The following is a 14,513-nucleotide window of genomic DNA, read 5'->3' as shown; positions in this document are numbered from 1 at the left end:
CTGCTGCTTGCTGCCGACGAACCATCGAACACCCTCCAAAATTTCAGGGTGTTGCTTCGACCGGTTGAACCTAGTCAGTTCCGGTCGCATCGCGGTCACCATTCACGAAGGGCGCACCGAGACGGCGCGTTACGCGCTCTACGAAGACGGCCTGACGGCATCGCCGAAGTTCATGTACACCTCGGCCCACATGCGCTCGGTCTACAAAGTGGTGCCGCTGGACGTGAACCTGCCGACCTACATGCGCGGGCCTGGCGCCACCACCGGAACGTTCGCGCTGGAATCCGCGATGGACGACCTGGCGTTCCGGCTCGGCATGGACCCACTCGAGTTCCGGCTACGCAACGAGCCCGGCAGCGACCAGGTGACCGGCCTCCCGTTCTCCACCCGAAGGTTGACCGAATGCCTGAACTTCGGTGCGGCGCAGTTCGGTTGGTCGCGGCGCAACCCGGTGCCGCGCTCGACCCGCGACGGCGACCAGCTGATCGGGCTCGGGATGGCCGCCGCCGGGTATCACACCAGCCGCAGCGAATCCGATGCGCTGGCCCGGATCAACTCCGACGGTACCGCCGATGTCCAGACCGCCACCAGTGACATGGGACCCGGCACCTACACGTCCATGACGCAAGTCGCTGCCGACGCGTTGGGCATATCGGCCGATCGAGTCCGATTCGCTCTGGGGGACAGCGCATTTCCCAAAGCGCCGTCACATTCGGGTTCGCGCACCATGGCCAGTGTCGGCTCCGCCGTGTTCACGGCGGGCAACATGTTGCGCGACAAGATCATCCGCCTGGCGGTAGTAGACCCGAGCTCACCGCTGTCGGGTTTGCGGCCGGGCGACGTGACGGTGACCGACGGGCGGATGTCGGCCACCGCCGATCCGGCCCGCGGCGAGACGTATCAGGATCTGCTGCGCCGACGTGGTTGGCCCAGCCTGGATTCGCGCCAGACGTGGACGCCCGACGACGCCGATAAACGGTTCTCGATGTACGCCTACGGCGCGGTGTTCGCCGAGGTGGCGGTCGACGCGGCGCTCGGACTGGTCCGGGTCAGGCGCATCTATGCCTGCTACGACGTCGGCCGCGTGGTGAACCCTAAGTTGGCGCACAGCCAGGCAATCGGAGGCATGGTAGGCGGAATCGGGATGGCGCTGCTGGAGGCAACGCAGGTCGATCACCGCGACGGCCGGATCGTCAACGCCAACATGTCCGACTACCTGGTACCGGTGAATGCTGATGTGCCGCAGCTGGACGCCGCGTTCCTGCCCGGACAGGACACCGTCGCCGACCCGATCGGTGTGAAGGGGCTGGGGGAGATCGTGATCGTCGGGATTCCCGCGGCGATCGCCAACGCCGTCTTCAACGCGACGGGCAAGCGGATCACCGACCTGCCGATCACCTGCGAGAAGCTCCTCTAGTCTGGAAGCATGCCTGAGCTGCCGGAAGTGGAGGCGTTGGCCGACCACCTGCGCCGGCATGCTGTCGGCAAGACGATCGGGCGCATCGACGTCGCGGCGTTGTCGGTGCTCAAGACGTTCGACCCGCCGCCCACGGCGCTGCACGGGCGGCCCGTCACGGGCGCCGGACGCTGGGGCAAGTACCTGGGAATGCAGGCCGGTGATCTATGGCTCATCACCCATCTGTCCAGGGCCGGATGGCTGAAGTGGAGCGACAAGCTCGCCACCGCCCCGCTCAAGCCGGGCAAGGGTCCGATCGCTCTGCGCGTACACCTCGACGGCAGCGAGGGATTCGACCTGACCGAGGCAGGCACCCAGAAGCGGCTCGCGGTGTGGATTGTCGACGACCCCGCCAAGGTGCCCGGTATCGCCACCCTGGGCCCCGACGCGCTGGACATCGGCCCCGAACAGCTGGCGGAGATCCTCAAATCCCACAGTGGCCGGATCAAGACGGTCATCACCGACCAGAAGGTCATCGCCGGGATCGGCAACGCCTACAGCGACGAGATCCTGCACGTTGCGAAGTTGTCCCCGTTTGCGACCGCCAACAAGCTGACCGCCGCGCAACTGGGCGCGCTGCACGACGCGATGAACTCGGTGCTGACCGACGCCGTGCAACGCTCGGTGGGCCAGGGGGCGGCAACGCTGAAGGGGGAGAAGCGATCTGGGCTGCGGGTGCACGCCCGCACCGGGTTGCCGTGCCCGGTGTGCGGCGATACCGTGCGCGAGGTGTCCTTCGTCGTCAAGTCGTTTCAGTACTGCCCGACCTGCCAGACCGGGGGCAAGGTACTGGCCGACAGGCGGATGTCCAAGCTTCTCAAATAGCCTTATCGCATGACTCGGCAGAAGATCCTCATCACCGGTGCGAGCTCTGGCCTGGGTGCGGGTATGGCCCGTGCCTTCGCCGCCAGGGGGCGCGACCTTGCGCTGTGCGCACGGCGCGTGGACCGCCTCGACGAGCTGAAGGCCGAACTCAGCCGGCGCCATCCCAACATCACGGTCGCTGTCGCCGCACTCGACGTCAACGACCACGATCAGGTGCCCAAGGTGTTCGCCGAACTCTCCGACGAACTCGGCGGCATCGACCGGATCATCGTAAACGCCGGTATCGGCAAGGGTGCGGTACTCGGGTCCGGCAAGCTCTGGGCCAACAAGGCCACCATCGAGACCAACCTGGTCTCGGCGCTCGTGCAGACCGAGACTGCGCTGGAGATGTTCAAGGCCGCCGGCGCGGGACACCTGGTGCTGATCTCGAGCGTGCTGGGCAACAAGGGCGTTCCCGGCGTCAAGGCCGCCTATGCGGCGAGTAAAGCCGGGGTGACCTCGCTGGGTGAATCCCTGCGCGCCGAATATGCCTCCGGCCCAATCAGAGTCACTGTCGTCGAGCCCGGCTACATCGAATCGGAGATGACCGGCAAGTCGAACACCACCATGCTGATGGTAGACAACGAGACCGGTGTGCGCCACATGGTCAACGCGATCGAACGCGAAAGCGGGCGCGCGGTCGTGCCCGGCTGGCCGTGGATTCCGTTGGTGGCGCTATTGAAGGTGTTGCCGCCGCGGTTCACCAAACCGTTCGCTTAGCGAGCCCGGCGGTGTCCGATGGCCGGGCCTCTGCTTCGCGTTCCGCTCAGCGAGCCCGGCGGTGTCCGATGGCCGGGCCTCTGCTTCGCGTTCCGCTCAGCGAGCCCGGCCGCGCTCCTGTCGGTAGAGCCGCACCAGCTCGTCGGTCGAGCTGTCGGTCTGCTTGGCCGGCGAGCCGTCGCTGGTGATCACCCCGAGTAGCGCCTTGGCCTGAGTCTTGCCCAGCTCGACACCCCACTGGTCGAACGAGTCGATGCCCCAGATCACGCCCTCGGTGAACACCTGATGCTCATAGAGCGCGATCAATTGCCCCACCGCCGACGGCGTCAGCTTGGTCGCGAGAATCGAAGTGGTGGGCCGGTTTCCGGGCATCACCTTGTGCGGCACCACGTTCGCCGGCGTGCCCTCTGCCGCGATCTCGGCCGCGGTCTTGCCGAACGCCAGCACCTGCGTCTGGGCGAAGAAGTTGCTCATCAACAGGTCGTGCATGCTGCCCGTGCCGTCAGCGGTGGGCAGGTCGTCGGTGGGCTGGGAGAATCCGATGAAATCGGCGGGCACCAGTCGGGTGCCCTGATGCAGCAGTTGGTAGAAGGCGTGCTGTCCGTTGGTGCCCGCCTCGCCCCAGAAGATCTCGCCGGTCTCGGTCGTCACAGGCGACCCATCGGCACGCACCGACTTGCCGTTCGACTCCATGGTCAACTGCTGCAGATACGCCGCGAAGCGGGTCAGATCGTTGGAGTAGGGCAGCACCGCCCGGGCCTGCGCGTCGAAGAACTCGTTGTACCAGAGCCCGATGAGGCCGAGCAGCACAGGCGCATTCGCCTCAAGGGGTGCGGTGCGGAAGTGCTCGTCGATGACGTGGAAGCCGGCCAGGAATTCGGCGAAGCGTTCCTTGCCGACGACCGCCATCACCGACAGGCCGATCGCCGAGTCCACCGAGTAGCGGCCGCCCACCCAGTCCCAGAAGCCGAACATGTTGGCGGTGTTGATACCGAAGCTGTCGACGAGCTTCTTATTGGTCGAGACGGCCACGAAGTGTTTCGACACCGCGGCGTCGCCTAATGCGTCGGTGAGCCAGCGCCGCGCCGCCGTGGCATTGCTCAGTGTCTCCAATGTCGAGAACGTCTTGGACGCGATGATGAAAAGCGTTGTGGCAGGGTCGAGTCCGTCCAGCTTGGCAACCAGGTCGGCCGGATCGACGTTCGAGACGAACCGCGCCGAGATGCCGGCATCGGCGTAGTGCCGCAACGCCTGATAGACCATCACCGGGCCCAGATCCGACCCGCCGATGCCGATGTTGACGACGGTCTTGATCCGCTCGCCGGTGGCTCCGGTCCACTCGCCGTTACGCAGCCGGTCGGTGAACTCGCCCATCGCGTCGAGCACCTCGTGCACGTCGGCCACCACGTTCTGGCCGTCGACCACCAGCTCGGCGTCGCGGGGCAGTCGCAGCGCAGTGTGCAGCACCGCGCGATCCTCGGAGGTGTTGATGTGCTCGCCGGCGAACATCGCGTCGCGGTGTTGTTCTAGGTGAGCGGCCTTGGCAAGGTCGACCAGCAGCGAGAGCGTCTCCCGGGTGACGCGGTGCTTGCTGTAGTCGATGTAGAGGTCACCGACGGTCAGCGTGAGCTCCCGGCCGCGGTCGGGATCTTCCTTGAAGAACTCGCGGAGGTGTTTCCCGGCGATCTGGTCGTGGTGGCGACGCAGCGCGTTCCATTCGGGGGTAGCGGAAATGTCTCCAGTCATTCGTTCGACCCTAGTGTGACGAGGTGTCCAAAGGTGTACATGATGGAGGTATGAGCACCCCAGACATTGAACGGTTGTTGTCGTCTGTTCCCACCGGACTGTGGATCGGTGGCGAAGAGCGTCCCGGCTCGTCGACGTTCGAGGTTTTGGACCCGTCCAACGACAGCGTCATCGCGACGGTGGCCGACGCGACCGCCGCGGATGCTGTTGCCGCACTCGACGCCGCGTGCGCCGTGCAGGCGCAGTGGGCTGCCACGCCGGCCCGCGACCGTGGCGAGATCCTGCGCTCGGTATTCGAGACGATCGTCGACCGCGCCGACGACCTCGCGACGCTGATGACCCTGGAGATGGGCAAGGTCGTCGCCGAAAGCCTGGGCGAGGTCAAATACGGCGCCGAGTTCTTCCGGTGGTTCGCCGAAGAGGCGGTGCGCATCGGCGGCCGGTACGCCCAGTCGCCGGCCGGCACCGGGCGCATCATCGTCACCAAGCAGCCCGTCGGCCCCTGTTACGCGATCACGCCGTGGAACTTCCCGCTGGCCATGGGAACTCGCAAGATCGGGCCCGCCTTCGCGGCCGGCTGCACCATGATCGTCAAGCCCGCGCAGGAGACCCCGCTGACCATGCTGCTGCTGGCCAAGCTGATGGCCGAGGCCGGTCTGCCCCAGGGGGTGCTGTCTGTGCTGCCCACCAGCAAGCCCGGCGAAGTCACCAAGGCGCTGATCGACGACGGCCGGCTGCGCAAGCTCACCTTCACCGGATCAACGGGGATCGGCAAGGCGCTGGTGGCCCAATCGGCGGACAAGCTGCTGCGCACCTCGATGGAATTGGGCGGCAACGCACCGTTCGTGGTGTTCGACGACGCCGATGTCGACGCCGCGGTTGACGGCGCGATGCTGGCCAAGATGCGCAACGGCGGCGAGGCCTGCACGGCCGCCAACCGCATCCACGTCGCCAACGCGGTGATCGAGGAATTCACCGACAAGTTCGTCAAGCGGATGGGCGAGGTCAATCTGGGCAACGGCCTGGACCCGTCGGCCAAGCTCGGCCCGCTGGTCAACACCAAGCAGCTGGCCAAGGTTCAGGAACTCGTCGACGACGCCGTGGCCAAGGGTGCGAGCGTCGCTCTCGGCGGCCAGGCGCCCGGCGGTCCCGGCAACTTCTACCCGGCCACCGTTCTCACCGACGTCCCGCCGAACGCCCGCATCCTCACCGAAGAGGTGTTCGGGCCCGTCGCGCCGATCATCGGCTTCGACACCGAGGAGGACGGCGTCGCCGCGGCCAACAACACCGAATACGGTCTGGCGTCATACATCTACACCGAATCACTGGACCGGGCGTTGCGGGTGGCCGAGGCCATCGAGTCCGGCATGGTCGGGGTCAACCGGGGTGTCATCTCCGATCCGGCCGCGCCGTTCGGCGGCGTCAAGGAATCCGGGTTCGGCCGCGAGGGCGGTTACGAAGGCATCGAGGAATACCTCGACACCAAGTACATCGCGCTGACGAAATAACTCGGGCGGCCTCAGCCGACCGAGCGGTCTGCGCCCGCCCAGTACTTCGCCCGCAGTTCGCGTTTGAGCACTTTGCCGGCAGCCGACAGCGGCAGCGCGTCGACGACGTCGAAGCTGCGGGGGATTTTGTAACCGCCGATGAGCGACTTGCAGAACTCCCGCAGTTCGTCAGCCAAATCCTGACCGCCCGCCTGGTGTCCCGCCGCCAGCACGACGACGGCGTGCACCCGCTCGCCCCACTGCTCGTCGGGCACCCCGATGACGGCGCATGTGGCCACCGCGGGGTGGCGGGCCAGCGCGTTCTCCACCTCCACGGAGTACACGTTCTCCCCGCCGGACACGATCATGTCCTTGAGCCGGTCGACGACAAACACGTACCCGCGGTCGTTCATGTACCCGGCGTCGCCGGTGTGCATCCAGCCGTCCCGCAGCGCGGCGGCGGTTTCCTCGGGTTTGCCCCAATAGCCGGCCATCACGTGCCCGCCGCGCACGACGATCTCGCCGATGTCGCCGCGGGGCAGCTCGATGTCGTCGTCACCGACGATGCGCACCTCCGAGTGCGGCGCGGCCCGGCCGCCGGACGTACGCAGCGCCGGGTCGTGATGGTCCTGCGGCGCCAGCAAGGTGGCCACGGGGGACACCTCGGTCATGCCGTAGGCCTGCACGAACGACGCGGTGGGCAGCCGCTGCGCCGCACGTTCCAGCAGGGCAGCCGAGATCGGCGAGCCGCCGTACATGACGGACTGCAGGCTGCTGGTGTCGTAGCCGGGCAGCGACGGTTCGTCGACGAGCATCTGCACCATCGTCGGGACCAGCAGCAGGTCGCTGACCCGGTGCTGTTGCAGGGCATCGAGCACCCAGTCCGGCCGGAACGCCGGGATGAAGACGTGGGTACCGCCGTGGATTATTTGCGCCAGCCAGATCGCGAGGTCGGCGAGATGGAACATCGGGGCGGCGTGCAGCAGCGGGCCGCCCGAGGTCAGGAAGTAACCCGACGCCAGGCTGCCCAGCGCCGAGGTCATCAGGTTGTCGTGGGTGAGCATGACGCCCTTGGCATGCCCGCTGGTGCCACCGGTGTAGAAGACGCCGGCCAGATCTGAGCCGCCACGCTGCGCGTCGGGCACCGAGTCGTTGGCTGCCACCAGTTCCTCGTAGCTCAGCGTTTCCGCGGGCGTCTCGCCGTCGCCGCTGTGGATGACGGTCGCCAGATCGCCGAATTGCGAGCGTAATTCGGGAAGCAACGGCGCGAAGGCGTCATCGATCAGAAGGATCCGGGTGTCGGAGTCGCGCAGGCTGTAGGCGATCTCGGCGGCACTCAGGCGAATATTGATCGGGTTGACGACGGCGCCGGCCCAGAGGGTGGCCAACAGGTATTCGGAGTAGCGATCGGAGTTCAGCGACAGCATCGCGATGCGGTCGCCGTCGCGGGCTCCCAACGCCTGGAAGGCCGCGGCCAGCCGGGAAACCCGATCGGCAACCTCGACGAAGGTGCGTACCCGCTGCGCGCAGACCGTCATCGTGTCGTGCGGGGTACCGCGCGCTGCCCGGTGCAGCCCCTGGGTCAGATACATGCCCGTGGTCATTGTGGCGTCAAGACGTTCGTCAAGGCGTTGTGGTCCAACAACTCTGGTGTGCGCATCGACATCTCCTGGCCGCAGTGTATGCCGCTGCCGGGCATTTGCCCGGGGCCTCCAGTGTCAAAGGCACCGCCGCGCGCCGAAATCCCCCCAAGAGGGTCTGTTTACCTCCCGATCGGATATTTGACGCTGACGACCGCGCGCCTGCGTCGATCGGCCGTCGTCGGGCTCTAGATTTCACAGAACTTGAAGAACTAGGAGGGCATGGGTTGACGGCGCGCTTTTGGGCGCAAAGTCCATGGGTTGATCCCGCCTCGCAGCCGAGCCCGCGGCGCGGGCCAAAACCCCGTGGCTCGGGCGTTCCCGCGCTGAACGGGATACGCGGTGTCGCCGTCGCTCTCGTACTGGTCGGTCATAGCGGAATCCCCGGCGTCGCAGGCGGGTTCATCGGCGTCGACGTCTTCTTCGTGCTCAGCGGGTTCTTGATCACGTCCTTACTGCTCGACGAGCTCGGCCGAACCGGACAGCTCGACCTCGGCGCGTTCTGGGTCCGCCGGGCCCGCCGTCTGCTGCCCGCGCTGCTGCTGATGGTGCTGGCGGTGATCGCCGGCCGCATCCTGTTCGAGCCGGACGCGGTCAGTGGCCTGCGCGACGACTCGATCGCGGCGTTCCTGTGGGTCGCGAACTGGGCCTTTGTCTCCCATCAGACCGATTACTTCAGCCAGGGCGCCCCGCCGTCGCCGCTACAGCACACCTGGTCTCTGGGCGTCGAGGAGCAGTACTACCTGATCTGGCCGGTGCTGATCGCTGTGGCGGCGGTACTACTGGCCGTCATCGCGCGCCGCCGCAAGAAGACGCCGACCATCGTCGCGGTCCGGCGCGCGGTGCTGGTCCTTGCCGTCGTCGGCATGGCCGCGTCGGCGGCCGAGGCGATTCTGATGGCCTCGGACGACTCGCTGAACCGGGTGTACTTCGGCACCGATACCCGCGCCCAGGCGCTGCTCATCGGCGCCGCGGCAGCCGCGCTGCTGGTCCGGGACTGGCCGGCGATAATGGCGGGTCTGCCGCTGGTCCACTCGCGCTGGGTTCGTTGGCTCGTCTGGGGTCTACCGATGGCCGGCGTGGCGGTGCTGGCCGCGATCACCCACGTCGCCACCGGGAGCGCCACCGAGTTCCGGCACGGCCTCTTCATCGTCGTCGCGGTCGCGGCGGTGGCGGTGATCGCGCCGGTGGCCCTCGAACAAAACGGCCCGGTGGCGTGGGTGCTGTCCACCCCGCCTCTGGTGTGGCTCGGCGTCATCTCCTACGGCGTCTACCTGTGGCACTGGCCGGTGTTCCTGGTGCTCAACGGCGAGCGCACGGACTGGTCGGGCTTGCCGCTGTTCGCCGCGCGCTGTGTGGTGACGCTGGTGTTGGCGGTGGGCTCTTGGTGGCTCATCGAGCGACCGGTTCGGCGCTGGCGGCCGGTGCACGTGCCGCAGCTTCGGCTCGCCGCCGCCACGATGGCCACCGCCGTCGCGATCGCGATGGTCGTCGTGCCGATCGGCACGCGCATCGATCCCACGAGCCCCGACATCACCCAGGCGGCGCTCGTCTCACCGGTCGAAACGGTGCGGGCCGCACCGTCCACTCACACCGGTCCCCGCGAGCACACCGTCTCGGTGTTCGGCGACTCGATCGGGTGGACGATGATGCGCTATCTGCCGCCCACGCCGGGGGTCAGCTTTCTGGACCGCACCACCATAGGCTGCGGTCTGGTGCGTGGCGGACCGTACCGATACTCCGGTCAGGTGCTGGAACAGAAGCCTGAGTGTGACGCCTGGCCGGAACGCTGGACGCAGCGCATCGCCTACGACAAGCCCGACGTGGTGCTTATGGTGGTCGGACGCTGGGAGACCGTCGACCGCAAGTGGAACGGCGACTGGGCGCATATCGGGCAACCCGATTTCGACAAGTATCTGGCGAGCGAGCTGAACCACGCGCTGGACATCCTGACCTCCACCGGGGCGCTCGTGGTGGTCACCACCGAGCCCTACAACCGGCACGGGGAACAGCCGAACGGCAGCCTCTATCCCGAGGATCAGCCGAGCCGCGTCGACCAGTGGAACACGTTGCTGCGCAAGGTCGTCGGTGATCGCAAGAACGTCACCGTGCTCGACTTGAACAAGAAACTCGCACCGAACGGCGGCTACACCAACAAGATCAACGGCGTACAGGTACGCATCGACGGGGTGCATCCCACCCCGAACGCGGTGAAGTGGATGACGCCCTGGCTGTTGGACGCAGTCCGCTAGGAGTGCCCGAGCCGGCGCTGCCTGATGGCCGGCGTCAGTGCCCGAGCCGGCGCTGCCTGATGGCCGGCGTCAGTGCCCGAGCCGGCCGCGGCCCATGCGCAGGAGCAGCATCGCCAGATCCTTGCCGTCCTGGCCCAGCTCGCTGTAGCGCTCGATGACCTTCATCTCGCGGCTGTGCACCAGCCGGGTGCCGCCGGAGGCCATCCGGGCCCGGCCGATCGCCTGGGACACCTCGGTGCGGCGTTTGACCGCAGCCAGGATCGCGGCGTCGAGCCGGTCGATCTCGCCGCGCAGGCTGTCGATGTCGTTGTCGGCTTCAGGAACCATTTCTACAGTCATCGCTTCGTTCTCCTCATGTGTGGGTTGGTCTTCATTCGCTCCCGGGCCTCACACAAGAGACGAGCCCCGGGTCCGGATGCGGACCGCGGGGCTCTCGGGTTGAGCAGCTAGATACCCACGGGCACCGCGGACCGGTACCCGTAGAAAAATCGACGCTGCCAGGAAAGCACGCTTCGAGTGTGCCACTCCGATGGCCGGCTTCGCAAAAAAACTGTCGCCATACAGCGGTAAGTTGGGTCAGACATGAGTGTGCACGTGAGTGATTACAAGCCTCCGGCCGACGCGGCCGAACTCCTCGAGGGCCTCAACCCCCAGCAGCGCCAGGCCGTGCTGCACCAAGGCACGCCGCTGCTGATCGTGGCCGGCGCTGGTTCGGGCAAGACTGCCGTCCTCACTCGGAGGATCGCCTACCTGCTGGCGGCCCGCGATGTCGGGCCGGGCCAGGTGCTGGCCATCACGTTCACCAACAAGGCCGCCGCCGAGATGCGCGAGCGGGTGGTCGCGCTGGTGGGGCCCCGAGCCCGCACCATGTGGGTGTCGACGTTCCACTCCACCTGCGTGCGGATCCTGCGCAATCAAGCCTCGCTGCTGCCCGGGCTGAACTCGAACTTCTCGATCTACGACGCCGACGACTCGCGCCGCCTGCTGCTGATGATCGGCAAGGACATGGGGCTGGACACCAAGCGGTACTCGCCGCGGCTGCTGGCCAACGCCATCTCCAACCTCAAGAACGAGCTCATCGTGCCCGAGGATGCGGTGGCCGCACTCGAGCCGGGATCCGACGATTTGGCCCGCACGGTCGCCAGCGTCTACGGCGAGTACCAGCGGCGGCTGCGTGCGGCCAACGCGCTGGACTTCGACGACCTCATCGGCGAGACCGTGGCCGTGCTGCAGAACTTCCCGCAGATCGCGCAGTACTACCGCAGGCGGTTCCGGCACATCCTGGTCGACGAATACCAGGACACCAACCACGCCCAGTACGTGCTGGTGCGCGAACTCGTCGGCGTCGCGGCTCCCGACACCGATACGGTGCCGCCCAGCGAGCTGTGCGTGGTCGGTGACGCCGATCAGTCGATTTATGCGTTCCGCGGGGCGACCATTCGCAACATCGAGGATTTCGAGCGCGACTTCCCCAACGCCACCACGATCCTGCTCGAGCAGAATTACCGGTCCACCCAGAACATCCTGTCGGCAGCCAACTCGGTGATCTCACGCAATGCGAACCGGCGCGAGAAGCGGCTGTGGACCGACGAAGGCGACGGCGAGCTGATCGTCGGCTACGTCGCCGACAACGAGCACGACGAGGCCCGATTCGTCGCCGGCGAGGTCGACGCGCTCGCCGACCGCGGCGAGATCACGTACAACGACGTCGCGGTGTTCTACCGCACCAACAACTCGTCACGCTCATTGGAAGAGGTGTTCATTCGCGCTGGCATCCCCTACAAGGTGGTCGGCGGCGTTCGGTTCTACGAGCGCAAGGAGATTCGCGATATCGTCGCCTACCTGCGGGTGCTGGACAACCCGGGTGACGCCGTCAGCCTGCGCCGCATCCTCAACACTCCGCGCCGGGGGATCGGCGACCGTGCCGAGGCCTGCGTGGCGGTGTACGCGGAGAACACCGGCGCCACCTTCGCAGACGCGCTCGTCGCCGCGGCCGAGGGCAAGGTGCCCATGCTGAACACCCGCTCGGAGAAGGCGATTGCGAGTTTCGTCAAGCTGCTCGACGATTTGCGCGGCAAGCTCGACGACGAGCTCGGCGACCTCGTCGAAGCGGTGCTGGACCGCACGGGCTACCGCAATGAACTGGAATCCTCCAGCGACCCGCAAGACCTGGCCCGGCTGGACAACCTCAACGAATTGGTCAGCGTCGCACACGAATTCAGCATCGACCGGGCCAATGCCGCCGCGCTCGAGGATGATGCCGCCGCCGACGAGGACGTTCCGCAGACCGGAATTCTCGCGGAGTTCCTGGAGCGGGTGTCACTGGTGGCCGACTCCGACGAGGTGCCTGAGCACAGCGCCGGTGTGGTCACGCTGATGACGCTGCACACCGCCAAGGGGCTGGAATTCCCGGTGGTCTTCGTCACCGGTTGGGAGGACGGCATGTTCCCGCACATGCGCGCCCTCGGCGACCCGACCGAGCTCTCCGAGGAACGTCGGCTGGCCTACGTGGGCATAACCCGTGCGCGCCAACGGCTCTACCTGACCCGCGCGAAAGTTCGCTCGTCCTGGGGCCAGCCGATGATGAACCCGGAATCCCGGTTCTTGCGCGAGATCCCCGAACACCTTCTGGACTGGCGCCGCACCGATCCCACGCCGTCGTACAGCGCGCCGGTGAGCGGAGCGGGCCGGTTCGGCACCCCGCGGCCGTCGCCGATGCGGCCTGCGGGCGGCAGCAAGCGTCCGATGGTGGTCCTCGAACCGGGCGACCGCATCAACCACGACAAGTACGGTCTCGGCCGCGTCGAGGAAGTCTCCGGCACAGGGGAGTCGGCGATGTCACTGATCGACTTCGGCAGCGCTGGGCGAGTCAAGCTCATGCACAACCACGCCCCGATTCAGAAGCTGTAGTCTCCCCGCCATGGGGCAGCCGTACGGACCGGGCTCGCCCGGCTTCGGGATCCTCAGCGCGATCGTGCTTGTGGCGCTTCTGCTGTGGTGCGGGCTCGCGATCTGGGTGGCGCGCCACCCCGGCATTCTCGATGCGGTCGGCCGAATACGTTCGTGGGCAACCGAATACCTCGACAGTGCGGTCACCCCGCTGGCGAGATGGCTGTCGGTGGACGTCGCCGCCGCGGTCGGACTGCTGTCGGGAATGGCGGTCGTCGCGCTGCTGACCGCCGGATTCACCGAGCTTCTCGACGACGTCCTGGAAGGCCAGGTGATCACCTACGTCGATCAGCCGGTCAGCCAGTGGCTTGCCGCCCATCGTGAGCTGTGGCTTACCGCGACTCTGAAAGTGCTTACCCACCTGGGTGATGCGGCCTCGCTGGCGGTGATCGTCGTCGCCGCCAGTGCGTGGGCGGGGTGGCGGATCCGCTCCTGGCTGCCCGCGGTGCTGGGGCTGTCCGGGCTGGTGGGGATCGGGGTTGTGCTGGTGGTCGCCAAGGTGGTGGTCGGTCGGACCCGTCCGCCGTCGTGGATCGCGGTGATCGTCGAGGACGGCTTCTCATTCCCGTCCGGTCACGCGACCGGTTCCTTCGGCGTCGCGGTGCTCGTCTCCTGGATGGTCGGCCACTGGCTGCTGCGGGCCTGGACGGCTCGCGTCGCGCTGTGGGCGGTCGCGCTGGCGGTCGCCGGGCTGATCGGATTCTCCCGGATCTATCTGGGCGTGCACTACGTCAGCGATGTCGTCGCGGGGGCGTTCCTCGGTGCGGCGTGGGCGGTCGCCGTCGTTGTGGTCGGGGAGTGGTGGGAGAGCCGCCGCCGCTCAGCGCAGGCGGCACCATCGCCGGGTTGACGGGTGCAGCGCCAGGACCAGACTTGCCAGCGGTAGCACCGGAATCAGGTACACCACCAACGGGATTCGCGCACCAGCGACGAACACGCTGCCGAACGTCAACAGTGCGATAACCGAACCGAAAGCGATCAGGTAGCGGCCGGCCGAGCGGCGCAGCAGCAGCGCGATCACCCCGCCGATGCTGCTGAGTGCGAATACCAGGGTCAGGAATCCGACCGCCCAGCAGAACAGCCGATCCGTGCCCCACCAGCCGGTGATCAGGTCGGTGGCGACCACCGCGGTCGCCCAGCCGCTGAGGATGCTCATGATGCTGGCTGCGATCGCGGTTCGGCCGGTTGAGATGTCCACCGTTGGCGGCCGGGTGGCCGGCACCGCGACGGGTGTGGCGCGGGGTATCAGGCCGGTCGGCGCCTCCTCCGGCGCCCGCGGAACCGGGCCGGTCGGCGCGCGCCGAATGAGGCCCGTGCGGGGCTCTTCGGGCTGGAGAATCGGTCCGGACGGCTGGCGCCGGATGATGCGGGTCTGCGGTTCGTCCGGTTCAGACAACAG

At 67.1% G+C, this 14,513-nt stretch carries 9 protein-coding genes and 2 pseudogenes; 7 read left to right on the top strand and 4 right to left on the bottom strand.

All coding sequences use genetic code 11. The features are described from left to right. Positions 1-79 precede the first annotated feature (79 nt). The 3 genes and pseudogenes from CG716_RS13370 to CG716_RS13360 form a co-directional block, all read left to right on the top strand. Positions 80-1,417 (top strand): annotated as a pseudogene (locus CG716_RS13370) (xanthine dehydrogenase family protein molybdopterin-binding subunit); the annotation flags it as partial. Positions 1,418-1,426: 9 nt separating this feature from the next. Continuing rightward, a complete protein-coding gene (locus CG716_RS13365; RefSeq protein WP_094480218.1) occupies positions 1,427-2,281 on the top strand; it encodes an Fpg/Nei family DNA glycosylase in 855 nt (284 codons plus the stop codon). A gap of 9 nt (positions 2,282-2,290) precedes the next feature. After that, a complete protein-coding gene (locus CG716_RS13360; protein WP_094480216.1) occupies positions 2,291-3,040 on the top strand; it encodes an SDR family oxidoreductase in 750 nt (249 codons plus the stop codon). A 96-nt stretch (positions 3,041-3,136) separates the two neighbouring features. On the opposite strand, the gene pgi is transcribed toward CG716_RS13360, so the two are convergent. Next, positions 3,137-4,786, bottom strand: a complete 1,650-nt coding sequence (gene pgi, locus CG716_RS13355) for a glucose-6-phosphate isomerase (RefSeq protein ID WP_094480215.1) — start codon at positions 4,784-4,786, stop codon at positions 3,137-3,139. Positions 4,787-4,836: 50 nt separating this feature from the next. On the opposite strand from pgi, the gene CG716_RS13350 reads away from it, so the two are divergent. After that, the gene (locus tag CG716_RS13350) at positions 4,837-6,294 is read left to right on the top strand and encodes an NAD-dependent succinate-semialdehyde dehydrogenase (RefSeq protein WP_094480213.1); all 1,458 of its coding nucleotides are present in this window, start codon (positions 4,837-4,839) and stop codon (positions 6,292-6,294) included. 11 nt (positions 6,295-6,305) lie between these two features. Here CG716_RS13350 and CG716_RS13345 read toward each other — a convergent pair whose 3' ends face one another. Further along, positions 6,306-7,877, bottom strand: coding sequence for a long-chain-fatty-acid--CoA ligase (locus CG716_RS13345; protein WP_094480211.1), 1,572 nt, complete (start codon positions 7,875-7,877; stop codon positions 6,306-6,308). Between the two features lie 362 nt (positions 7,878-8,239). Here CG716_RS13345 and CG716_RS13340 point away from each other — a divergent pair, with 362 nt between their 5' ends. Further along, positions 8,240-10,165: an SGNH/GDSL hydrolase family protein gene (locus CG716_RS13340; RefSeq protein WP_234817841.1), complete on the top strand. Its 1,926-nt coding sequence runs from the start codon at positions 8,240-8,242 to the stop codon at positions 10,163-10,165. A 69-nt stretch (positions 10,166-10,234) separates the two neighbouring features. On the opposite strand, the pseudogene CG716_RS13335 reads toward CG716_RS13340, so the two are convergent. Continuing rightward, a pseudogene (locus tag CG716_RS13335) lies at positions 10,235-10,531 on the bottom strand (chorismate mutase); the annotation flags it as partial. Between the two features lie 216 nt (positions 10,532-10,747). On the opposite strand from CG716_RS13335, the gene pcrA reads away from it, so the two are divergent. Both pcrA and CG716_RS13325 read left to right on the top strand, forming a co-directional pair. After that, positions 10,748-13,075, top strand: a complete 2,328-nt coding sequence (gene pcrA, locus CG716_RS13330) for a DNA helicase PcrA (RefSeq protein ID WP_094480205.1) — start codon at positions 10,748-10,750, stop codon at positions 13,073-13,075. 10 nt (positions 13,076-13,085) lie between these two features. Beyond that, positions 13,086-13,964, top strand: coding sequence for a phosphatase PAP2 family protein (locus CG716_RS13325; RefSeq protein WP_094480203.1), 879 nt, complete (start codon positions 13,086-13,088; stop codon positions 13,962-13,964). Here the strand turns inward: CG716_RS13325 and CG716_RS13320 are convergent. After that, positions 13,935-14,510 (bottom strand): hypothetical protein, encoded by a 576-nt coding sequence (locus tag CG716_RS13320; protein WP_094480201.1) that lies wholly within the window; start codon positions 14,508-14,510, stop codon positions 13,935-13,937. The two genes, CG716_RS13325 and CG716_RS13320, sit on opposite strands and share 30 nt — an antisense overlap. Between the last annotated feature and the right edge of the window lie 3 nt (positions 14,511-14,513).

It is taken from the genome of Mycolicibacterium sphagni, from assembly GCF_002250655.1.
Taxonomy (GTDB): domain Bacteria; phylum Actinomycetota; class Actinomycetes; order Mycobacteriales; family Mycobacteriaceae; genus Mycobacterium; species Mycobacterium sphagni.
Note: the sequence above shows the minus strand (reverse complement) of the source record. Positions and strands in the feature narration are given on the sequence as shown.

Coding starts and splice junctions, on each gene's coding strand:
- CG716_RS13365 (WP_094480218.1), top strand. CDS start 1,427: ATGCCTGAGCTGCCGGAAGTGGAGGCGTTGGCCGACCACCTGCGCCGG.
- CG716_RS13360 (WP_094480216.1), top strand. CDS start 2,291: ATGACTCGGCAGAAGATCCTCATCACCGGTGCGAGCTCTGGCCTGGGT.
- pgi (WP_094480215.1), bottom strand. CDS start 4,786: ATGACTGGAGACATTTCCGCTACCCCCGAATGGAACGCGCTGCGTCGC.
- CG716_RS13350 (WP_094480213.1), top strand. CDS start 4,837: ATGAGCACCCCAGACATTGAACGGTTGTTGTCGTCTGTTCCCACCGGA.
- CG716_RS13345 (WP_094480211.1), bottom strand. CDS start 7,877: ATGACCACGGGCATGTATCTGACCCAGGGGCTGCACCGGGCAGCGCGC.
- pcrA (WP_094480205.1), top strand. CDS start 10,748: ATGAGTGTGCACGTGAGTGATTACAAGCCTCCGGCCGACGCGGCCGAA.
- CG716_RS13325 (WP_094480203.1), top strand. CDS start 13,086: ATGGGGCAGCCGTACGGACCGGGCTCGCCCGGCTTCGGGATCCTCAGC.